The organism is Corynebacterium sp. LK2510, from assembly GCF_040946405.1.
GTDB lineage: Bacteria > Actinomycetota > Actinomycetes > Mycobacteriales > Mycobacteriaceae > Corynebacterium.
This window is the reverse complement of the sequence record NZ_JAYWLR010000001.1, coordinates 147,911-167,794: the sequence shown is the minus strand read 5'-3', so window position 1 is coordinate 167,794 and position 19,884 is coordinate 147,911. Positions and strand designations below refer to the sequence as shown.

The 19,884-nt window shown below is 63.9% G+C and carries 19 protein-coding genes; 12 read left to right on the top strand and 7 right to left on the bottom strand.

Features of this window, described 5'->3' with window-relative positions:
• Window positions 1-42: 42 nt before the first annotated feature.
• On the bottom strand, window positions 43-471 hold the full coding sequence (gene dut, locus VVR41_RS00770; protein WP_368523338.1) for a dUTP diphosphatase: 429 nt from the start codon (window positions 469-471) through the stop codon (window positions 43-45).
• Between the two features lie 273 nt (window positions 472-744).
• Here dut and VVR41_RS00765 point away from each other — a divergent pair, with 273 nt between their 5' ends.
• Window positions 745-1,170 carry a DUF3093 domain-containing protein gene (locus VVR41_RS00765; RefSeq protein WP_409338256.1) on the top strand — a complete coding sequence of 142 codons (426 nt, stop codon included), beginning with the start codon at window positions 745-747 and terminating at the stop codon, window positions 1,168-1,170.
• A 76-nt stretch (window positions 1,171-1,246) separates the two neighbouring features.
• Here the strand turns inward: VVR41_RS00765 and VVR41_RS00760 are convergent, their stop codons facing one another.
• Together VVR41_RS00760 and VVR41_RS00755 are read right to left on the bottom strand one after the other, a co-directional pair.
• Window positions 1,247-1,540 carry a DUF4193 domain-containing protein gene (locus tag VVR41_RS00760; RefSeq protein WP_321103187.1) on the bottom strand — a complete coding sequence of 98 codons (294 nt, stop codon included), beginning with the start codon at window positions 1,538-1,540 and terminating at the stop codon, window positions 1,247-1,249.
• Between the two features lie 158 nt (window positions 1,541-1,698).
• Complete coding sequence (locus VVR41_RS00755) at window positions 1,699-2,586, bottom strand: inositol monophosphatase family protein (RefSeq protein WP_368523196.1); 888 nt, start codon at window positions 2,584-2,586, stop codon at window positions 1,699-1,701.
• 110 nt (window positions 2,587-2,696) lie between these two features.
• Between VVR41_RS00755 and ppgK the strand changes: the two genes are divergently transcribed.
• The gene (ppgK, locus tag VVR41_RS00750) at window positions 2,697-3,464 is read left to right on the top strand and encodes a polyphosphate--glucose phosphotransferase (protein WP_368523337.1); all 768 of its coding nucleotides are present in this window, start codon (window positions 2,697-2,699) and stop codon (window positions 3,462-3,464) included.
• 254 nt (window positions 3,465-3,718) lie between these two features.
• A complete protein-coding gene (locus tag VVR41_RS00745) occupies window positions 3,719-5,185 on the top strand; it encodes an RNA polymerase sigma factor (RefSeq protein WP_368523195.1) in 1,467 nt (488 codons plus the stop codon).
• A 91-nt stretch (window positions 5,186-5,276) separates the two neighbouring features.
• On the opposite strand, the gene VVR41_RS00740 is transcribed toward VVR41_RS00745, so the two are convergent.
• Genes VVR41_RS00740 through VVR41_RS00730 form a run of 3 tightly spaced genes read right to left on the bottom strand, consistent with a single transcriptional unit; the run spans window position 5,277 to window position 7,812 of the window.
• Window positions 5,277-5,795, bottom strand: coding sequence for a DUF4190 domain-containing protein (locus VVR41_RS00740; RefSeq protein ID WP_368523194.1), 519 nt, complete (start codon window positions 5,793-5,795; stop codon window positions 5,277-5,279).
• An 11-nt stretch (window positions 5,796-5,806) separates the two neighbouring features.
• Window positions 5,807-7,498, bottom strand: coding sequence for a DEAD/DEAH box helicase (locus VVR41_RS00735; RefSeq protein ID WP_409338255.1), 1,692 nt, complete (start codon window positions 7,496-7,498; stop codon window positions 5,807-5,809).
• Between the two features lie 59 nt (window positions 7,499-7,557).
• Window positions 7,558-7,812, bottom strand: coding sequence for a DUF3039 domain-containing protein (locus VVR41_RS00730; protein WP_321103252.1), 255 nt, complete (start codon window positions 7,810-7,812; stop codon window positions 7,558-7,560).
• A gap of 62 nt (window positions 7,813-7,874) precedes the next feature.
• Here VVR41_RS00730 and VVR41_RS00725 point away from each other — a divergent pair, with 62 nt between their 5' ends.
• The 6 genes from VVR41_RS00725 (at window position 7,875) to galE (ending at window position 13,531) form a co-directional block, all read left to right on the top strand.
• Window positions 7,875-8,414 carry a DUF3099 domain-containing protein gene (locus VVR41_RS00725; RefSeq protein WP_368523192.1) on the top strand — a complete coding sequence of 180 codons (540 nt, stop codon included), beginning with the start codon at window positions 7,875-7,877 and terminating at the stop codon, window positions 8,412-8,414.
• A gap of 97 nt (window positions 8,415-8,511) precedes the next feature.
• Window positions 8,512-10,050, top strand: a complete 1,539-nt coding sequence (locus VVR41_RS00720; RefSeq protein ID WP_368523191.1) for a methyltransferase — start codon at window positions 8,512-8,514, stop codon at window positions 10,048-10,050.
• On the top strand, window positions 10,047-10,481 hold the full coding sequence (gene dtd, locus VVR41_RS00715; protein ID WP_321103198.1) for a D-aminoacyl-tRNA deacylase: 435 nt from the start codon (window positions 10,047-10,049) through the stop codon (window positions 10,479-10,481). The genes VVR41_RS00720 and dtd overlap by 4 nt, the downstream gene beginning before the upstream one ends.
• An 84-nt stretch (window positions 10,482-10,565) precedes the next feature.
• Window positions 10,566-11,561, top strand: coding sequence for a sigma-70 family RNA polymerase sigma factor (locus VVR41_RS00710; RefSeq protein WP_321103199.1), 996 nt, complete (start codon window positions 10,566-10,568; stop codon window positions 11,559-11,561).
• 247 nt (window positions 11,562-11,808) lie between these two features.
• Window positions 11,809-12,504, top strand: a complete 696-nt coding sequence (locus VVR41_RS00705; RefSeq protein ID WP_368523190.1) for an iron dependent repressor, metal binding and dimerization domain protein — start codon at window positions 11,809-11,811, stop codon at window positions 12,502-12,504.
• Between the two features lie 43 nt (window positions 12,505-12,547).
• Window positions 12,548-13,531: a UDP-glucose 4-epimerase GalE gene (gene galE / locus VVR41_RS00700; protein WP_368523189.1), complete on the top strand. Its 984-nt coding sequence runs from the start codon at window positions 12,548-12,550 to the stop codon at window positions 13,529-13,531.
• A 42-nt stretch (window positions 13,532-13,573) separates the two neighbouring features.
• Here the strand turns inward: galE and VVR41_RS00695 are convergent, their stop codons facing one another.
• Window positions 13,574-14,692 carry a DUF4192 domain-containing protein gene (locus VVR41_RS00695; RefSeq protein ID WP_368523188.1) on the bottom strand — a complete coding sequence of 373 codons (1,119 nt, stop codon included), beginning with the start codon at window positions 14,690-14,692 and terminating at the stop codon, window positions 13,574-13,576.
• A 393-nt stretch (window positions 14,693-15,085) separates the two neighbouring features.
• Here VVR41_RS00695 and VVR41_RS00690 point away from each other — a divergent pair, with 393 nt between their 5' ends.
• The 3 genes from VVR41_RS00690 (at window position 15,086) to VVR41_RS00680 (ending at window position 19,867) form a co-directional block, all read left to right on the top strand.
• Window positions 15,086-16,177: a PAC2 family protein gene (locus VVR41_RS00690; RefSeq protein ID WP_368523187.1), complete on the top strand. Its 1,092-nt coding sequence runs from the start codon at window positions 15,086-15,088 to the stop codon at window positions 16,175-16,177.
• 35 nt (window positions 16,178-16,212) lie between these two features.
• Complete coding sequence (locus VVR41_RS00685) at window positions 16,213-18,756, top strand: DEAD/DEAH box helicase (RefSeq protein ID WP_368523186.1); 2,544 nt, start codon at window positions 16,213-16,215, stop codon at window positions 18,754-18,756.
• Window positions 18,757-18,910: 154 nt separating this feature from the next.
• A complete protein-coding gene (locus tag VVR41_RS00680; RefSeq protein WP_368523185.1) occupies window positions 18,911-19,867 on the top strand; it encodes a hydrogen peroxide-inducible genes activator in 957 nt (318 codons plus the stop codon).
• The last annotated feature ends 17 nt before the right edge of the window (window positions 19,868-19,884 follow it).

The following is a 19,884-nucleotide window of genomic DNA, read 5'->3' as shown; positions in this document are numbered from 1 at the left end:
GCCCTGGCGCGGAGTTGGTCAGCGGAGCCGCACCGGAGGGCGTTAGTGGGTGCCCGTCGATCCGTGGCCCCCCTTGCCGCGTTCGGTGGTGTCCAGTTCGGCGACTTCGGCGAAATCGACCAATTCCACCTCCTGGATGACGAGCTGCGCGATGCGCATCCCGCGTGTGACCTGGAAGGCGTTGTCGCGGTCCGTGTTGAGCAAGCAGACCTTCACCTCGCCACGGTACTGCGCGTCCACCGTGCCCGGAGCGTTGACGACGGTAAGCCCGTGCTTGGCTGCGAGGCCGGAGCGCGGGTGGATCAACCCCACAGTCCCGAGGGGCAACGCAAGTGCGATGCCCGTGCCTACGAGGGCGCGCTCACCGGGGCCGAGAAGAACGTCCTCAGTGGAGAACAAGTCCGCTCCGGCATCGCCCGCGTGCGCGCGACGCGGCATCTCCAGGTCAGGGTCGAGGCGCTTGACCGGGATCGGGGAATACCGAGAACGCGGCGCGGAGCCAGCGGTGGAGGATTCTTGTGACGTGTCGGTTGTACTCACGCCGTCTACCCTACGCGTGGCAGCTTATGCCTCCACCTCGCGCAGGGCACGCCCGGAAGATGCGCTGCGCCCCTATCTGCTTTGAGGCTGACCCCCATTGCTGAACTAGAGTGAGGGAAAACTCAAGGAGGGACAAGAGTGGAAAACACGCAGGGGCATGCACCACAGATTCTCTACCGTGAGCGACAGTGGGCCCCGTGGTACATGTGGCTCGCTGGCGCGGGCCTCGTGGTGTTGCTGGCGGCACAGTTCGCCCTCAACCGGAACGTGTGGTGGTTCATCGTCCCGCTGATAGCGCTTGGCGCGATAGCCGGGTGGTTTCTGATGTGGCTGTCACGGACGGAGGTTGTCGTCGAAAAGCATGCGGACGGCTCGCGCTGGTTGCTTGTCGACGACGCCTCCCTCCCCGCCGAGGTCGTCTCCCGCTCACTCGCAGTTCCTGCATCAGCCCGCCGCAATGCCCTCGGCCGCCAGCTGGATCCCGCCGCTTTCTTGGTATCGCATGGCTGGGTTAAAGAGCACGCGCTCATTGTTCTCGACGATCCGGAGGATCCGACGCCCTACTGGCTCATCGCGTCACGCGACCCGGAGGCGCTGCTCACGGCTTTTGTTCCTCATCAACGCAACTAGGTGAACATTTCGCCTCACGCCAACGCCGCCGTACCCCCATAAGGAGTGCGGCGGCGTTGCTGTGCGCTGCGGAGAACTATTCGCAGTCGAGGCACACCTTTGAGCCATCGGACTCGGTGAACGCGAGCCGGTTGTTTTTCTGGACCAGGAAGCAGAACGCGCAGGTGAACTCGTCGTCCTGGCGAGGCACCACGGTGACGTTGAGCTCCTCTCCGGAGAGGTCCTGGGTGGGGATATCGAAAGAGTCGACGATTTCACCGTCGTCATCCATGCTGCTTCCGGCAACCTCTGCAGCCTTCAGGCCTTCGAGGGAGTCGGTTTCAATCTCATCCTCCATACGGCGGCGCGGGGCATCGTAATCGGTGGCCATCTTGACTCTCCTTTGAGCAGTTCACGCTCAGTCGTGGCCGCCTCGCTCCCAGCGAACATCGGCCCTTTTTTACGCTGTTCTGCGGAATCATAAAGCATCTAGTTATGACTGTCATATCCGCCCTACACCCAATGTTTTTGGAGCCAAACCGACCGGTTTTACGCCCCAGAATCGCCAGTGTGCGCAAGCGGTTCGAGAGCCCCCGCCGCGCGAAGCGTTTCCTTCAACGTTTCGGCGACACCCGGGGCCGCCGCGTACACGACGTCGCCGGTCGATCCATGTGCCGAGATTTCCGGGTGTTCCACAATGGCGCCCGCTTCTCGAGCGATGAGGGAGCCTGCGGCCCAGTCCCACGGATGGGTGCCGTGCTCGTAGTAGGCGTCGACGCGTCCTGCCGCGACTGCGCACAAGTCGAGCGCCGCTGATCCGGCACGACGGATGTCACGCACTGCCGGCAAGACGGCTCCGAGGATGGCCGCCTGCCGGGAGCGCCACTGCGCCGAGTAGGAAAACCCGGTGGCGAGCAGGACGTGCGACACCTCTCCTGCGTTCGACGCGCGCAGCGCGTGCGCGCACCCGCCCACGGTGCACGTCGCGCCCTCGCCGATTGCCGCGGAGAACACCTCCCCCGTCACGACGTTGTGGACGGCCCCAGCCACGACCTCCCCATCGACGGCCGCGCCGAGAGAGACGGCAAAGGCGGGAATACCGTAGAAAAAATTCACCGTTCCGTCGATTGGATCGATGATCCACTGCACACCGGTGGCTGAATCAGTTCGTGCACCTTCTTCTCCGCGGACCCCGTCCTCGGGACGTACTTCGCGCAGGCGCTTCACAATCAACTGTTCCGCGGCCGTGTCCACCTCCGTCACCGGATCGACAGCGCTCGACTTCGTCGACACCGCGGCACCGTGCCCCTCGCCCCCGCCGATGCCGAGGCTCTCGCGCATGGTAGCGATGAGTTCCGCGGCTTCGCGGGCGACGTCGACAGCGATAACGCGCAGCTCAGCCGGGGACGGACGTGACGTGGTCTCGTGTGCATTCATGCGACCCATAGTGCCGAATCCACCCACCGTCCGCAGCTCCGCCAGCGCTCCGGGTGTTTTGTATGCTGAGCCCCATGGAAGACGGCACCGGAACTACCTCGACAACGTCCATGCACTCCGCCCCCGGCAGGCACTACGGCTTCGGTGTCGATGTCGGAGGATCGGGAATCAAAGGTGCCGTGGTCGACCTCGCCAGCGGTGAGTTCGTCGGAGACCGCATCAAGATTTCCACTCCGAAACCGGCAACTCCCGACGCCGTGGCAAACACCATCGCCGAGATCGTCCAGCGCGCTGAGTGGGACGGTCCTGTCGGGGTAACGCTGCCCTCCGTCATCAAAGACCAGGTCGCGCTCACCGCGGCCAACATCGACCCCTCGTGGGTTGGCACGAATGTCCACAAGGTGCTCGCTTCTCGCCTCGGCGACAGGGAGCTCGCCGTGCTTAACGACGCCGACGCTGCCGGCCTGGCCGAGGTGGCCTACGGTGAGGCCGCGGCGCGTGAGGGATGCGTCATCTTCCTGACGTTCGGCACCGGCATCGGATCCGCCTTCCTCGCTAACGGGGTCTTGTTTCCCAATACAGAACTCGGCCACCTCATCGTCAACGGCACTGAAGCAGAACATCTCGCGTCCTCGGCTGTCAGAGACCGCGAGGAGCTTAGCTACAAGGCGTGGGCGAAGCGCGTCTCCACTGTTCTCAACGAGTTCGAGCGACTCTTCAACCCCTCCGCGTTCGTCGTCGGTGGCGGGATCTCACGCAAAGCGCACAAGTGGGTACCCCTTCTCAGCGTCTCCACGGAGGTGATCCCCGCGCAGTTGCGCAACCGTGCAGGGATCGTCGGCGCGGCGATGGCTGCAGCAGAACATGTGACCCCGTAAAACGGCGCGGAGGGGTTTCGGGTACGGTGGTGCGACGAACGTTGAATGGTCTGCGCAAATCGCGTGGACAGATCGGTGTTCCGCTCCGCACCCGCAACATAATCCGGGTGGTCAGCGACGGGGGCCGGATCTGTAATACATGTCGGTCGTGAAATAGCAACCCCTGTTGCGTATTCTTTATACTTTAAGAGTGCGGAAACTGACGTGACCGACGAAGCGAAAGGGCGTACGTGGCAACCAGCGAGACTTCCGGAATGAACACCGCGGATCTGTCGACTGCTGTCGGCACCAGCGGTGCCGCAGGCGACGGCACCTCCGCATCGACGGAAGCGTCGGCCCCCGCGAAGGCGGCACGCGCGACGAAGAAGGCGACCAAGAAGACCGCCAAGAAAACGGCTAAGAAGACCGCCAAGAAGACTGCGAAGAAAACGGCCAAGAAGACCGCCCGCAAGTCAGCAGCCAAGAAAGCTACTTCGGCGTACCCGGGTGGCGTTGAGGGTGAATCCGATGAGGACGAACTCGCAACTGGGACGTCCGTCGACACCGACTCTGCGGACACCGACGACGTCGACGATGACTTCGATCCGTTGATCGATGACGAAGACGGCGACGACTTCGACACTGACCTCGCAGACACCGACGACGTCGACGACACCGGCATCGATGGCGAAGACGACGCCGAAGACGAGGACGAGGCCGACGAAGCTGACGAGGGCTCTTCGGTCTGGGATATCGAAGAGTCGGCCGCACTGCGCCAGGCCCGCAAGGACGCGCAGCTCACGGCATCCGCAGACTCCGTGCGCGCCTACCTCAAGCAGATCGGCAAGGTCGCGCTTCTCGACGCCGAGATGGAAGTCTCCCTGGCCAAGCGCATCGAGGCCGGCCTTTACGCCCAGCACCGCCTCGACGAGATGGAGCGTGCCGCGGCCGAAGGCGACAAGGACGCGAAGCTCACCCCGGCGGTTAAGCGAGACCTGCGCGCTGTCGCCCGCGACGGCCGCAAGGCGAAGAACCACCTGCTCGAGGCGAACCTGCGTCTCGTGGTCTCCCTGGCCAAGCGCTACACCGGCCGCGGCATGGCCTTCCTTGACCTGATTCAGGAAGGCAACCTCGGTCTGATCCGCGCCGTGGAGAAGTTCGACTACTCCAAGGGCTACAAGTTCTCCACCTACGCCACCTGGTGGATCCGCCAGGCCATCACCCGCGCCATGGCGGACCAGGCCCGCACGATCCGTATCCCGGTCCACATGGTGGAGGTTATCAACAAGCTCGGCCGCATCCAGCGCGAGCTGCTCCAGGACCTCGGCCGCGAGCCGACGCCGCAGGAGCTGGCCAAGGAGATGGACATCACCGAGGAGAAGGTCCTCGAGATTCAGCAATACGCCCGCGAACCCATCTCGCTCGATCAGACGATCGGTGACGAGGGTGATAGCCAGCTCGGAGACTTCATCGAGGATTCCGAGGCCGTGGTTGCCGTCGACGCAGTGTCCTTCACCCTCCTGCAGGATCAGCTGCAGGACGTGCTGCACACGCTGTCCGAGCGCGAGGCAGGCGTCGTGCGCCTGCGCTTCGGCCTGACCGATGGCATGCCGCGCACACTCGACGAAATCGGGCAGGTCTACGGGGTCACGCGCGAGCGTATCCGCCAGATCGAGTCCAAGACCATGTCGAAGCTGCGCCACCCCTCGCGCTCCCAGGTGCTGCGCGACTACTTGGATTAGGCGTCAGGGGCACACCCCCTCCGCTGACAGCACCAACGGCCTCCCCTTCACCGGGGAGGCCGTAGTCGTTGTTACGGTGTATCGCAACCCCCTAGCGGGCGCGCACCGGAGAATTGGGGTCGTTGACCACAAAGTCCGCGATACACTCGCGCATCGCCTCGGTGTTATGGTCCAGGTGCTGGCACTGCTCCATGACCCCACTGGTGAGCACGGAGCCGATCAGGGACATAAGCGCAAAGGTGATCAGCAGAGAAACGGCGGCGAGGACGAGACCTGTGATCGCCCTGCCGCGCCGCCCGGCTCCTGGCGCGACATGTTCGATACGCCGTGCGTTGCGCAGTCCCAGCACCCCGCAGACGATCGCGATGAGCGCCGCCAAACCGCCGAGCGGGGCGAGTAAGACAATGAGTAGCGAGAGAATGCCGAGCACAAGCGATGCCGTCGCCGCGCCGTTGCGTGGCGGCGCGACCGGGGCGTAGCCGAACTGTGCACCAGCAGGATCGGTGCTGCGCTCACCAGTTACAGGCTCGTAGGCGGAGTAGCCCTCCGGGTGGTTGAACCCGTCGGGGCTGCGGCGGTCAGGGCCATGGGGATCATACGGGTGCGTCATGGCGCCCCAGACTACCAATCGCGCAGGTAGGCGATACGCTGCCGCAGTTGCTCGGCATTGCACAGGGCCGTGGGGGGCCCACCACACGCCTTGCGCACCTCCGTGTGAATCGCGCCGTGCGGCCGACCCGTCCGGCCGGCGACGATACCCACGCGGGCGTTGAGCTCGCGACGCAGATCGCCAATCTCGTCCACCGCAACCTTGCCGGATTCTCCGCCCGGCGCGGGCTGCGGCGTGACTGTCGCACCCAGGACTGCGCCATTTTCGCGCGCGGCGCGCTCGGCCGCCTGGCGCGCCTTCTCCTCCGCGGCGCGGGCGTCGAGCTGGTCGCTTTGGCGCTTGCGCAGGAGGGTACGGACCTGTTCGGCGTCGAGAAGCCCGGGAAGCCCAAGGAAGTCCTGTTCCTCCGGGGAGCCTGCGGCCGTGGCAGTGCCGTAGGTGGAGCCGTCGAAGATAAGTGAGTCGAGCTCGGCTGAGGCGCCAATCGACTCGTAGGGGGAGGTCTCGTCGGGTTCGTTGCGCGTCTGGTTGGCCTGCTCGAGCAGCTCGTCCGACCACCCGGATTCGCGGTGCGGCTTGCCCAGGACGTGGTCGCGCGAGACTTCCATTTCTTCTGCCAGGCGCAACAGCACCGGCACCGAGGGCAGGAAGACGGACGCCGACTCCCCCGGCCGGCGCTTACGCACAAAACGCCCGATGGCCTGAGCGAAGAACAGCGGTGTGGAGGCCGATGTGGCGTACACGCCAACGGCTAGGCGCGGCACGTCCACACCTTCGGAGACCATGCGCACGGCCACCATCCACTCGCTGGTAGAGGCGGAGAATTCGTCGATGCGGTCGGACGCACCCGCCTCATCGGACAGGACCACGGTGACGGGCGTCGTACTCATCTTCGACAGAATCCTCGCGTACGCCCGGGCGGTCGTCTTGTCGGTAGCGATGACCAACCCGCCGGCGTCCGGGATGTGCGCGCGCAACTTGAGCAGGCGCGTGTGCGCCGCCTGGAGCACGGCGGCGATCCAGTCACCTTTCGGATCCAGCGCGGTCTTCCAGGCCCGCGCTGTCTGCTCGGCGTTGAGCGGCTCCCCGAGGCGCGCGGAGTACTCCTCCCCCGCCGAGTCCTTCCATTGCGCCTCACCGGAGTAGGCGAGGAAGACGACGGGGCGCACGACGCCGTCGGCAAGCGCGTGCGAATAGCCGTAGGTGTAATCGGACTGGCTGACCCGGTGCCCGTCGCCGTCTTCTTCGTAGCGGACGAACGGGATGGCGGAGTCGTCCGAGCGAAATGGCGTACCCGTCAGGGCCAGGCGGTGCACGGCGTCGTCGTACGCCTCGCGCACACCGTCGCCCCAGCTTTTCGCATCGCCCGCGTGGTGGATCTCGTCCAGAATCACCAGGCTGCGCCGAGCAGTCGCCACGGCGCGGTGCTTGAACGGGTGCATTCCCACCTGCGCGTACGTCACTACAACACCGTTGTAGGCAGCGTTGACCGCCGACGAGTTGGTAAAAGCAGGATCGAGGGACAGACCAAAACGCTTCGCTGCCTCCGACCACTGATGCTTCAGGTGCTCAGTCGGCACAACGACAATGACGCGTTGGACCGTGCGGTCGTCGACAAGCTTTTTGGCCAAGGTAAGCGCGAACGTCGTCTTTCCCGCACCCGGGGTCGCCACGGCGAGAAAATCGCGCGGCTTCGAGGCCATAAACGAATCAAAGGCCTCCTGCTGCCAAGCGCGCAGCGAAGGCCCGGTAGCCGGGTGGGTCACTTACGACGCAGCCCCTTGAAGATGCGCTCGCAGTCCGCGCAGACGGGCGAGCCCGGCTTCGCCTGCTTCTTCACCGGGAATGTCTCCCCGCACAGGGCGACAACCATCTTCCCGGAGATCGCGGAATCGACGATCTGGTCCTTCTTCACGTAGTGAAAGAACTTAGGCGTCCCGTCATCCGTGGTTGACGAGGTATCTTCCCGCAGATCAGTGCGCTCAAGGGTCTTCGTCGTCGTAGTCACGCCCACCATCATGCCCCAATTCGGGCGGAATTTTAAGCCTGCATCTCAGCGAGGGTCTACCCTCGGACGACATGGATAGCGCAGCCAACGACCGTGCCGCCGGGCAGGACGCTCGGCAGGACGCTGGTCGGGGCCCGCGCCCCGACCCGGTCACGGTCGACGCTGTCGTTGATGCCGCAGCCTCCCCAACCGCAACAGGCCGCAGGATCCGCCTGCGCCGGCGCCGCGGCGCACTCATCACGGATGCGACGCGCAGCCCAGAGCAGAACCTGCGCAGCCGCGAGCGCACGTACATGGTCCTTCAGCTTCTGCGACTTCCCTTTATCGTCGCGTCCATCGTCAGCGCGTGGAGCTTCGACAACTGGTGGCTCGCCGGCATCCTCTTCGTCATCTCCGTGCCGCTGCCGTGGATCGCGGTCATGATCGGCAACGGGCAGGGAGAGAAGCGCGATCCGCGGGCGAGGAATGTCTACAAGCCGGCGGTCCAGCGTGAGCACGAGCGCCTTGAGATGCAGCGCCGCGCGGAGCTCGAAGCGGGGCCGCAGACAGCGGAGGGCACGAAGGGCTCAGGGGACGCGGACCCAGGCACTATCATCGACCACGACAATTAGTGACAATTAGCACGGCGATCAGTTCGACGATCGGTACTGTACCGCCTTTTCACCCATTCCCCTACCGCGCGCCCCGCCGCGATGCGAAGGAGCCACTGTGGACGATTTGACCATTTCTGCCGCTTTCCGCGCCCTTGCCGAGGAGTTGCGCGAGGCAGGATTCACCTCCGAGGCCATCGCGGCCCACCTCGGCCCGCATGCGACAGAGGCGTTGTACCGGGGAGAGCCCGGCGCGGTCGCCGACGCGTGCCGCGGCGGGGGACGTCTTTCTGCGCTGATCAGATTCTTCCTTCTCCGCGAGCCTGTGTCCGGCGACGAGCTCGCCGAGATGCTGTCGCCGCGACTGGCTTTAACGCTTATCGACGCCTCCCTAACCCGCACCCTGCCCTCCGGGCATATCCAGGTGGCCTACGATATTCGCCCGCACGTCATCGCGGGTGAGAACCGGCTGATCTTGTCGGATCTCGATGCCTCCACCACCGTCCACGTTCCTGGTCCCGACCACGTCCTGGGCGTGGGCTCGGCTTCGCTGTCGTTGTTGAGCGCGTCCCCGTTAACGCCCGTGGCAACGGTGCTGGACTTGGGCACGGGTTCCGGAGTGCAAGCGATCGCGCAGGCGGCGTGTGCACAACGCGTCGTCGCCACCGACGTGCACCCTCGCGCTCTTGAGCTTGCGGCGGCGAATCTCGCGGCAAACGACCTCACCAACGTGGAGCTGCGCGAAGGGTCGTGGTTTGAGCCAGTCGCCGGGGAGACGTTCGACAGGATCGTGGCCAATCCGCCGTTTGTGGTCGGGCTGCCTGAGGTAGGCCACGTTTACCGAGATTCGGGTCTGTCTCTCGACGGCGCGACGGAGCTGGTTCTCGGTACGGCTCCGCAGCATCTCGCGGACGATGCGACCGCGCACATTCTCGGCTCCTGGGTTCACACCATCGACGGTTCCTGGAGCCAGCGGGTCGCTTCCTGGCTGCCTCCGACCGGTGTCTCGGCCTGGGTGGTGCAGCGAGACGTCGTCGACCCAGCGTTGTACGTCTCCACGTGGCTCAAGGACGAGTCGATCGATCCACGCACGCGCGAGGGCATTGACAAGACCCAGCGGTGGCTGGAGTATTTCCGCGAGGCCGGTGTCCGGGCCATCGGGTTCGGCTGGGTGTTCCTACGCAATATCGGCGACCATCCGACGGAGGTCACCGCGGAGGATCTGACCCACCCGTTCACCAACCCGCTCGCTCCCGAGGTCGACGAGTACTTCGCCCGGATGGCGTGGCTGCGCGAGGCGGATGAAGCAGCAGTGCTCGATTCACGGTTCTTGGTCCGCCCGGGAGTCGCGCTCGAAGACGTCAGCGTCGCAGATTCAGAGTCAGGCATGGGCTTTGCGACGACAGTCGTGCGCCTCACCCGCACCGACGGGCCCCGCTTCAGCCACGAGATCGACGCTGGCATGCGCGCCATCCTGTCCGGTCTGCATCCTCACGGCTTGCCCCTGCGCGACGTGGTCGATCTGTGGGCGGTGTCCAATGGGGCGGATTCCGAGGACGACATCGCAGATGCCGCGCGGTCTGCTGCCGCGGCCGTCATCGACCTCGTACGCCACGGTTTGGTCATCCCCGCCGAGATTGCCGAGGTGGTGTCATGAGAGCGGTTCTCACCCGCGTTTCCAGCGCGACCGTCACCGTCGATGGCGAGGTCGTGGGAAGGATCGACTGCCCGACCACGGGCGGTGTGCTCGCTTTGGTCGGTGTCGGACGAGACGACGACCCGGATTCGTGGCGCACGGTCGCTCGCAAGATTGCGGAGCTTCGCATGCTCGACGGCGAGGTCTCCGTCGAAGACGCCGGTGCCCCTGTGCTGCTTGTCAGCCAGTTCACACTGATGGGTGCGACCGCCCGCGGGCGCCGACCGTCGTGGTCCGCGGCCGCGCCAGGAGACATTGCCGAGCCCGTCATGGCGAACATCGCGCAGTATCTCCGTGAGCGTGGGATCCACGTGGAAGAGGGCCGGTTCGGCGCAATGATGCAGGTGGAGAGTGTGAACGAGGGGCCGTTCACACTTTTGGTGGAGGCGTAGTCACCCATCGTTTTTGGGGCGGGAACAATTCGTATCGCTCAGGCGTTGTATTCCTAGGAACCCACCCTTGGAGGAGACGCGCTTATGACTCAACCGGATCATGTGCAGGCCGATACGGCGGAAGAGCCTGTCGACCGTGGCAGTCGCCGCAACCAGACGAACGATAATCCCTCGGCGGATCTCGTTCGCGTCTATCTCAACGGTATCGGCAAGACCGCCCTGCTCGACGCCGAGGAAGAGGTGGAGCTCGCTCAACAGATCGAAGTTGGCCTGTACGCCCAGCACCTCCTGGACGACCCAGAAGTGCAGCTGACACGCGCCCGCAAGCGCGACTACAAGATCCTGGCTAAGCAGGGGCGCAAGGCTCGCGCCCACCTGCTTGAGGCGAACCTGCGTCTGGTCGTCTCTTTGGCCAAGCGCTACACGGGTCGCGGAATGCCGCTTCTGGACCTGATCCAGGAAGGCAACCTCGGTCTTATCCGAGCCATGGAGAAGTTCGACTACGCCAAGGGGTTCAAGTTCTCCACGTACGCCACGTGGTGGATCCGCCAGGCGATCACCCGCGGTATGGCAGATCAGTCACGCACCATCCGCCTCCCAGTCCACCTGGTCGAGCAGGTGAACAAGCTCTCCCGCATCCGCCGCGAGATGTATCAGTCTTTGGGCCGCGAGCCGACGAACGAGGAGCTCTCGGAAGAGTCGGGCATCGAAGAGTCCAAGATCGAGATGCTCCTGCGCCAGTCCCGCGACCCGGTCAGCCTGGACATGCCCGTCGGCGCCGACGAGGAGGCGCCGCTGGGCGACTTCATCGAAGACGCGGAGGCAACGGACGCCGAAGACGCGGTCGTTTCCGCCCTGCGCCACGATGACATCCAGGACATCATCAACGGGCTCGAGGAGCGCGAGCAGGACGTCATTCGTCTGCGCTACGGGCTTGACGACGGTGTCCCGCGCACCCTCGATCAGATCGGACGCCAGTTCGGGCTCTCCCGCGAGCGGGTCCGCCAGATCGAGCGCGAAGTGATGGCGAAGCTGCGTGTCGGCGACCGCGCCGAGCGTCTGCGCGACTACGCGCTGTAGCCTCCCCGGCCGGGGCCCAACCGGCGCTCCTCGACACCGATTAGCGCTGGTTGGGCCCCGTCTCACTTTTTCCCGCGCCTCTTCCTGCTCGTATGCGCCGACACTTCTATCTCAGTCCGCTACGATAGGCGTTGCTTTTTCATTATGGCGGTTCAATTGGCCTATCCGGGATCGCACCGTGCCACAGGGCGACGCTTTCGCCCAGGCAGGTAATCCGGCAAGGCAGCTGAGAGTGAGGATGACCAGCGTGCGCGATCTAGTTGACACAACAGAGATGTACCTCCGTACGGTGTACGAACTTGAGGAGGAAGGCATCGTGCCTTTGCGTGCGCGCATCGCGGAGAGGCTGGACCAATCCGGACCGACGGTTTCGCAGACCGTTGCCCGGATGGAGCGAGCTGGTCTCATCATTGTCGAGGACGACCGCTCCCTGTCACTGACTCCCGCGGGCCGTGAGCGCGCCACCGCAGTGATGCGCAAACATCGCCTCGCAGAGCGCCTCCTCACCGACATCCTCCACCTCGATCTCAACCACGTCCACGAGGAGGCGTGCCGCTGGGAGCACGTCATGAGCGAGGAGGTGGAGAAGCGTCTGGTCGCCGTGCTTGATAACCCCTCGCACTCCCCCTTCGGCAACCCGATCCCCGCTCTCGACGAGCTGGGTGTCGCCGCCGCTGAGCCCGTGGAACTGGGCAAGCGCGCAAGCGATATCGATATCACCGGCTCTGTCACCGCCACCGTCGTGCAGATGAGCGAGATCCTCCAGCTCGACACTGCGCAGTTTTCCGCACTCAACGCCGCGGGCATTGGTGTGGGTTCGGTGGTCACCCTGCGCCCCAGCCGCGACGGAGACGGGATCGATCTCGAGGCAGCAGGAGGCACGACGGTTCCGCTGCGCGACGAGCTCACCCATGCGCTGCGTGTAACGGTGGATAAGCTTTAGTCCACAAATCGCGCTCGGAACAGCGCTGAGAAAGGCGAGGGTAATGAAGCTTCTGGTCACTGGAGGCGCAGGATACGTCGGCAGCGTGTGCGCGGCGGTCTTGCTCGATGCTGGGCACGACGTGACGGTGCTCGATGACTTTTCCACTGGTAACCGCTACGCCGTGCCCGAGGGCGCCCGGTTGGTGGAGGGTGACATTCGAGACGTCATCGATGATGTCTTGTCCGCCGAGCATTTCGACGCCGTCCTCCATTTCGCCGCGCGTTCACTCGTCGGCGAATCGATGGACGTGCCCAACGAGTATTGGCAGGACAACCTGGTCGTGTCCCTTACTCTCCTCGACGCCATGCGTACTCACGGTGTGACCAACCTTGTCTTTTCCTCTACTGCTGCAACCTACGGCGAACCAGACAGCGTGCCGATCACGGAGGACGCACCGACGCGGCCCACCAACACGTACGGTGCGACGAAGCTCGCCATCGATCACGCGATTTCGTCGTATTGCTCGGCGTACGGCCTCGGTGCGACAAGCCTGCGCTACTTCAACGTCGCAGGCGCTCTCGGCCACGCAGGTGAGAACCACAAGACGGAGACTCATCTCATTCCGCTAATCCTTCAGGTGGCGCTTGGCTACCGCGACAAAATCATGATCTTCGGTGACGACTGGCCGACGGAAGACGGCACCTGCGTGCGTGACTACATCCATGTTGGAGATCTGGCCGACGCGCACGTGCTCGCCATGGAAAGCAACTCACCGGGGACCCACCGCATTTTTAACCTCGGATCCGGTGACGGTTATTCGGTGCGGCAAGTCATCGACGCGTGCCGCGCCGTGACCGGGCACGAGATTCCGGCAGAGGTTGCTCCCCGGCGCGCCGGGGACCCCGCCGTCCTCGTTGCGACCTCAGCCAAGGCCCGTGCGGAGCTCGGATGGAATCCGTCGCGCACCACGCTGCGCCGGATCGTGGAGGACGCGTGGTCATTCACCGAAGATCTAGGGGACCGCTCACACGCCGCCAATAGCTAGACCTGCGCGGCTGCACGCCCCGCACCGTGGAGCACTGGGTAGTCACGGCTCAGCAGTGCGCTTAGCCCAGCCTGCCAACGATCCATCTCGGATGACGTCAACGAGTTCGTCGTGGCACCCGTTGTGGATCAGCGTAATCAGGATCTCAGACAGGCTGTGTCCCGGAAGCTCCTGCTGTGCGGTGACCAGCGCGGCGAGCGCCCATGATGTCAGTCCTCGTTCCAGAGCAATGACCGCCCAGGCGCTCAAGGCGTTTGCCCGCACGGTGGAGGTGAATGTCTTCGCCACGCTCAGCAATGCGTGGGCCGCGCTCAGCGGCGCATCGAGGGCGTGGACAAGTAGTCGATCGCGCAGGGTGCTGCGAGAAAGCAGTGTTGCCAAGGCCAACCGATCGTCGGCCTCGCCGAGAAGATCGGCGAGCTCGTCCGTGTCCCACGGCTCGACAATGGGACGCGATTGGCCCATGCATAGCACCTCGCAACCCTGCCGCACTGCCAGAGAGGCCCCTTCGTCCCCGCGGTCGAGCCGCTCGCACAGTTCGAGCCCGCGTTTCATCGCCAGCCAGGTCAGCGACTCGCGATCAGCATGATCACATTCCTCACTTGTGGGAACCGGATCGAAGAAGCGGAACGTGTCCTCCCGGTTGAGCTCGGGAAGAGCGTTGTTCCGGTGCAGCGCGTACATCGCGGGTGAGGCCATCACAGAGGACACTGTGCCGAAGAACCATTGATCCCCACACATCCGCATCACCCGGCTGTCTGGTCCTGGACCAAACATGATGCGATACGGCGTGCCGGGGGCGACCTCGGAGACGTGCCAACAGGCGTCGACAAGCGGGAGCCCAGCGGTTGAGGTCGCCCCGTAGATCGCCTCCGCAGCCTCGTTGACGAGACCCGAGTTGGGGATTCGGCTGATGATTACTGCATAGACGGCGATGCACTCACTCAGTGGAAAATCGTCCAGGCTGGCGCACACTTCGGCGACGTAGGTCAGGTCCGCTCGGAGGACGGGCCCGAGCGTCACGCAGTTCGGGTCATCGTGCTCGTCCAGGCCGAGCAGGACAATGGACTCTTGCGGGTAGAAGCCCAAGATACCGGGCAGGGAGGCGATGATGTCGGCTGGGCCAGTGAGATCTCTGTGGGAGCTGTCGAGGATATGCATACTCTCATTCGTCTGCGTTTCATCCCCTACGGTTCCAGCGGTTTACGCAGGTCAAGCGGGGCTTATCTTGTTTCTGTGGACAACCCGAAGTTTATTGTCGTTATCCACAATGCAACCAGGGCCCCTGTGGCGTGGTCGGGTCCTCCTTGACATGCTGAGGGGTCGGCTCACCACTACCGAGCGGGAATGAATGGACGGTGAGATGTGTTGAAACCCATACAGGCGCCCAGCCGAGCGCAGCACTACTCGGCGCGCGGTCCGGACTCGTCGGATTCCGCGCGTTGACGCGCTAAGGTCGAACGTCAAGGTTCACGGTGCGGCGGTTCGACTGGGCCGGAAGGCCCACGCCGAATCCATCGGTATCCGCACCGTCTGCATACGGAGGTAAGCAACATGTCACAGCAGGATCGTCACATGTACGAGTTGGAATACCCGGCTCCTGCGGTGAGTTCGAGCGGGCCGGAGGGCCCCACGCTGGTCATCGCAATGCAGGGATACGCCGATGCTGGCCACGCTGTCGAAGGCGCAGCCGACCATCTCAAGGCGGCATTGGAGTCGCGCCCGGTAGCAACGTTTAGCAATGATGAACTGATTGATTACCGCTCCCGGCGCCCCGCGGTGACGTTGGCGCACCACGAGATCACCAACATGGAAGACCTCCAGTTGGACATGCGGGTCTTGCGCGACGAAAACGGCAGTGCCTTTCTCCTCTTGTCCGGCCCTGAACCTGACCTGCGGTGGGAGGCATTCAGCGGAGCAGTCGCCGACCTCGCCGAGCGTTTCGGCGTGGAGCACACGATTTGCCTGTACGCCGCGCCGATGGGCGCTCCCCACACCCGGCCCCTAGTGGTGTCTGCGCACGGAAACGACCGCGACCTTGTGGGATCAATGTACACCTTCGACGGAATGGTCACAATCCCCGGCTCTGCCGCAATCATGATCGAGCGTGAGCTGCACAAGCGCGGGCTGTCCGTGGCTGGATACACCGCGCATGTTCCCCACTATGTTGCCGCTTCGCCGTACCCGCATGCGACATACCAGCTGCTCCAGTCCGTGTCCGACTCCTCAGGGCTTCAGTTCCCCCTGCGATCCCTCGAGCGCGACACGCAGCGCGTGGCCATGCAGCTCGCGGAGCAAACCGCGTCCTCGGAGGAGATCTCTCACGTCGTGGGGGCGCTCGAGCAGCATTACGACCGCGAGATGGAGGAATACCGCGAACGACACCCGAACGCGATGATGCCGGGTGAGCCGCAGACTCCCTCGGGTGAGGAGATCGGCGAGGCGTTTGAGAACTTCCTCGCTGCCATCGAGGACCGCGACCGCGAGCAGAGGTCATTGCCCTACGATGAGGCGACGAGTGCTCGCTTGTCCGATCACTACTACATCGACGACACCGCGGATGAGCGCGGCGAGGCGGGCGAAGACGGCCAGGCTGGCGAGAACGGTCAGGACGACGCCGAAGGTGGTGCCTCGGGGAAGGTCTAGTCGCGCTGTCCGACCCGTCGGCTACGGTGGGAACCGTGAATCTCGCCGACCTGCTCCCCGACCTCGACGATGTCCCAGCCAGCCTTCTCAATGAGGTGGTGTGGGACACCTTCAACGCCTGGACCCAGCAACGGGGCATCTCGCTCTACCCTGCGCAGGAGGAAGCGTCGCTTGCCCTGCTTACCGGCGACAACGTCATTCTTGCCACACCGACGGGCTCCGGTAAGTCCATGGTGGCCAACGCCGCCCATTTTGTCGCGCTGGCCAAGGGCAAGCGCACGTTTTACACCGCACCCATTAAGGCACTGGTGAGCGAGAAGTTCTTCGCGCTCTGCGAGATTTTTGGTGCCGACAATGTCGGGATGATGACGGGGGACGCCACCGTCAACGGCAACGCGCCGATTATCGCTGCGACGGCCGAGATCGTTGCCAATATCGCTTTGCGGCAGGGGAAGAACTCCCCCATCGACCAGGTGGTGATGGACGAGTTCCACTACTACTCGGATCCCGAGCGCGGATGGGCGTGGCAAGTACCTCTGTTGGAGTTGCCGCAGGCGCAGTTCCTCCTCATGTCCGCCACGCTGGGCGACACCCAGTGGCTCCAGGACGACCTTACGGCGCGCACAGGGCGCGAGACGGTCTACGTCGGTGGCTCGCAACGCCCCGTTCCCCTCGACTTCAGCTACGTGTTCTCCGCGGTGCACGAGACCATCGAAGAACTGGTCAAAGACGGAAAAACTCCGATCTACGTTGTTCACTTCTCCCAGCGCGAAGCCGCCGAACGCGCCCAAGCTCTGACCAGCATGACTTTGGTCAACCGGGAGGAGAAGGACCGCATCGCCGAGGAAATCGGGGATTTCCGCTTCACCACGGCATTCGGCAAAACCTTGTCCAAGCTGCTGCGACGCGGCATTGCCGTCCACCACGCAGGAATGCTGCCAAAGTACCGCAGGCTCGTCGAAAGACTCTCCCAACGTGGATTGCTCAAGGTGATTTGCGGAACCGACACTCTCGGCGTGGGAATCAACGTCCCCATCCGCACGGTCTTGATGACAGGCCTGGCAAAGTACGACGGAACACGGCAGCGCATCTTGAAATCTCGGGAGTTCCACCAGATCGCCGGGCGCGCCGGGCGCGCCGGGTTCGACACGGAAGGCTCCGTCGTCGTGGAGGCCCCCGAACACGAGATTGAGAACGCGAAGCTGCGCCGGCGTGTCGGCGACGATCCTAAAAAGCGCAAGAAGATGCGGACCAAGTCCGCTCGCGAGGGCGACGTCTCGTGGTCGAAGAAGACTTTCGAGCGTCTCACCACTGCTGAACCGGAGGAGCTCACCAGCCAGTTCCGGGTTTCCAACTCGATGCTGCTCAACGTCATCGCCCGCCCCGGGGACGGGTACGAGCACATGAAGCACTTGCTGCGCACCAACCACGACAACCGCGCGAAGCAAAACCGCGACATCCTCACCGCCGTTGACCTGTTCCGCGGCTTGGTCAATGCTGGCGTTGTCGAGCGCACTCCGGATTCACCAGCAATGCGGCCCTACACGCTCACGGCAGAACTCGACCGGGATTTTGCGCTGAACCAACCACTGTCCCCGTTCGCCTTGGCCTTCCTCACGCTCCTGGATCCGGAGTCGGACACCTACACTCTGGACGTGATCTCGACATTCGAGGCGATCCTCGATGATCCCCGGCAACTGCTTCAGGCGCAGCAGTCCGCCGCGCGCTCAGAAGAGATCGCCGCGCTCAAAGCCGACGGGGTGGACTACACCGAGCGCATGGCGATTGTTGAGGAGATCACCCACCCGAAGCCGCTGCACGACGAGCTTGATGAGGCATTCGAGACGTTCACCAAAGGCAATCCGTGGGCGCGGGAATTCGAGCTTTCCCCGAAGTCGGTCGTGCGCGACATGATCGAGCACGCCATGACGTTTTCTGATCTCATTGCAACCTACGGCCTGGCACGGTCAGAAGGCGTAGTCTTGCGCTATCTCACAGACGCCTGGCGCACGCTATCGCACTCGATCCCTGAGGCGCACCTCAACGACGAGCTGGAGGACATCATCGCCTGGCTCGGCGAACTAATCCGCCAGGTCGACTCCTCACTCATCGACGAATGGGCGCACATGGCGGACGAATCTTCGCCGATCTCCCAGGAGACGCTCGACCGCGAGCTCGCATTCGGGGTGGACGACCCCACAGCCCTGACGGCGAACCGTCGTGCGTTTCGCATCATGGTCCGAAACTACTTCTTCCGCATGGTCGAGCTGTTCGCTTTTGAGAAGGAGGACGCCCTCGCCGACATGCTTGACTACCTCGACGCCGACTCGCGCCCGGACTGGCCCGCAGCCATGGACGACTACTTCGACGAGTACGACGACCTTTCCACGGGCACAGACGCCCGCGGCCCGGAGTACTTCCGCATTGCAGACGACACCGGTCGGGAATGGGAGGTCGTGCAGATTCTCAAGGACCCGGAAGGTAACAATTCCTACCAGCTGCGCGGCATCGTCGACCTTGATGCCTCTGATGCGGCTGGCGAGGTTCGTCTCCGCTCAGTCGAACTCGTCGTGCGATAACCATTGCGGGGTTGTGCCTCGTGTCGCTGTGTGGGGCTGGTCGTCGATAAGCGCCCAGCATAAGCACGCCGCACCATCGGGTGTATGAGGACACAGCGTTTTCACATTGGGGAGTGCGGCCATTGCCCTATAACGTTCTTGTACACTAATAGGTATGAGCAATAGGGAATATCGGCCGACACTCGCACAGCTGCGAACTTTTGTCACCATCGCAGAGAACCGCCACTTCGGCACCGCCGCGAGCAAGCTCAACATTTCCCAGCCCTCCCTCTCCCAGGCACTCGTTGCACTTGAAACCGGATTGGGAATTCAGCTGATCGAGCGCTCCACCCGAAAGGTGATTGTCACCTCCGCTGGCGAGGAGCTACTTCCCTATGCCAAGGCGACGCTCGAGGCGGCGGATAGCTTTGTCGCGCATTCCCGCGGTGCCCAGGGCGTGCTGTCGGGTCCGATGAGCATCGGCTTTATCCCGACTCTCGCGCCGTACGTCCTACCGAACTTCCTGCGCGCGTGCCGCTCGGAGTTTCCCGAGCTCGCCCCGCGTATCGTCGAGGACCAGACCGAACGCCTCCTCCAGCAGCTGCGTGACGGCCAGATCGATTTCGCCATCCTCGCCATCCCGACCGATTCGACCGGCCTGTCCGAATTCGAGCTTTTCACGGAGCGTTTCGTCGTTGTCACCGATGAGAACCACCCGGCCGCCGGTCGGAGGGATCTGCCACTCGAGGTGCTCGAAAAGCTCGACCTTCTTCTGCTTGACGACGGCCACTGCTTGCGCGACCAGATCGTCGACCTGTGCCGCATCGTCCACGCATCCCCCGTCACGAACACTGAGACTGCCACCCGCGCGTCGTCGCTCACCACGATCATGCAGCTCGTGGTCGCTGGGCTGGGCTCGACTCTGGTTCCGGAATCGGCGGTGGCCACGGAATGCACCCGCCCGGGCTTGCGCGTTGCCACCTTTGATGATTCCGTCATCGCACAACGCACTGTCGGGTTAGTGTGCCGCTCGAGTTCCTCGCGCGCGAAGGAATACCAGGCCGTCGGTGAGCTCGTGACCCGCGCCTTGGAAGACGCCGTCGAGCGCGGCAAGGCAGTGATTGCGGGGTAGATCCCCGCGTTGTTCGG

Coding starts and splice junctions, on each gene's coding strand:
- VVR41_RS00765 (WP_409338256.1), top strand. CDS start 745: ATGTGGCTCGCTGGCGCGGGCCTCGTGGTGTTGCTGGCGGCACAGTTC.
- VVR41_RS00760 (WP_321103187.1), bottom strand. CDS start 1,540: ATGGCCACCGATTACGATGCCCCGCGCCGCCGTATGGAGGATGAGATT.
- VVR41_RS00755 (WP_368523196.1), bottom strand. CDS start 2,586: ATGAATGCACACGAGACCACGTCACGTCCGTCCCCGGCTGAGCTGCGC.
- ppgK (WP_368523337.1), top strand. CDS start 2,697: ATGCACTCCGCCCCCGGCAGGCACTACGGCTTCGGTGTCGATGTCGGA.
- VVR41_RS00745 (WP_368523195.1), top strand. CDS start 3,719: ATGAACACCGCGGATCTGTCGACTGCTGTCGGCACCAGCGGTGCCGCA.
- VVR41_RS00740 (WP_368523194.1), bottom strand. CDS start 5,795: ATGACGCACCCGTATGATCCCCATGGCCCTGACCGCCGCAGCCCCGAC.
- VVR41_RS00735 (WP_409338255.1), bottom strand. CDS start 7,498: ATGGCCTCGAAGCCGCGCGATTTTCTCGCCGTGGCGACCCCGGGTGCG.
- VVR41_RS00730 (WP_321103252.1), bottom strand. CDS start 7,812: ATGGTGGGCGTGACTACGACGACGAAGACCCTTGAGCGCACTGATCTG.
- VVR41_RS00725 (WP_368523192.1), top strand. CDS start 7,875: ATGGATAGCGCAGCCAACGACCGTGCCGCCGGGCAGGACGCTCGGCAG.
- dtd (WP_321103198.1), top strand. CDS start 10,047: ATGAGAGCGGTTCTCACCCGCGTTTCCAGCGCGACCGTCACCGTCGAT.
- VVR41_RS00710 (WP_321103199.1), top strand. CDS start 10,566: ATGACTCAACCGGATCATGTGCAGGCCGATACGGCGGAAGAGCCTGTC.
- galE (WP_368523189.1), top strand. CDS start 12,548: ATGAAGCTTCTGGTCACTGGAGGCGCAGGATACGTCGGCAGCGTGTGC.
- VVR41_RS00695 (WP_368523188.1), bottom strand. CDS start 14,692: ATGCATATCCTCGACAGCTCCCACAGAGATCTCACTGGCCCAGCCGAC.
- VVR41_RS00690 (WP_368523187.1), top strand. CDS start 15,086: ATGTCACAGCAGGATCGTCACATGTACGAGTTGGAATACCCGGCTCCT.
- VVR41_RS00680 (WP_368523185.1), top strand. CDS start 18,911: ATGAGCAATAGGGAATATCGGCCGACACTCGCACAGCTGCGAACTTTT.